Annotated in this window: 1 protein-coding gene; it reads right to left on the bottom strand. The window is 52.1% G+C overall.

Annotated features, from left to right (window positions below):
• On the bottom strand, positions 1-238 hold a 238-nt coding region (locus DCS95_RS20150; protein WP_164674262.1), incomplete at both ends, for a hypothetical protein.

Here is a 238-nt window from a genome sequence, read left to right as displayed (position 1 = left end):
TCCGTATTGGCGTCCGCCGGGTTTTCATAATCCCTTGCCACCATGCTCACCACTCCTGTTGTTGGGACGATTGTAAAATCCGCCGCATCATTGCCCGATAAAGTATAGGTCACCGAACCTATTGGCGCAGCTCCCGATAAACTTGGGGTCACCGAGGTGTATGCCGCATTTTCGTTGACGTTCGCATTGGCAATGGCATCAATGGTGAACGTTACTGTTTCGCTCACATCGGCTACGC

The sequence above is a fragment of the Maribacter litoralis genome (assembly GCF_003075045.1).
GTDB lineage: Bacteria > Bacteroidota > Bacteroidia > Flavobacteriales > Flavobacteriaceae > Maribacter > Maribacter litoralis.
The sequence above is the reverse complement of the archived record's forward strand: the minus strand, read 5'-3'. Positions and strand labels throughout refer to the sequence as shown.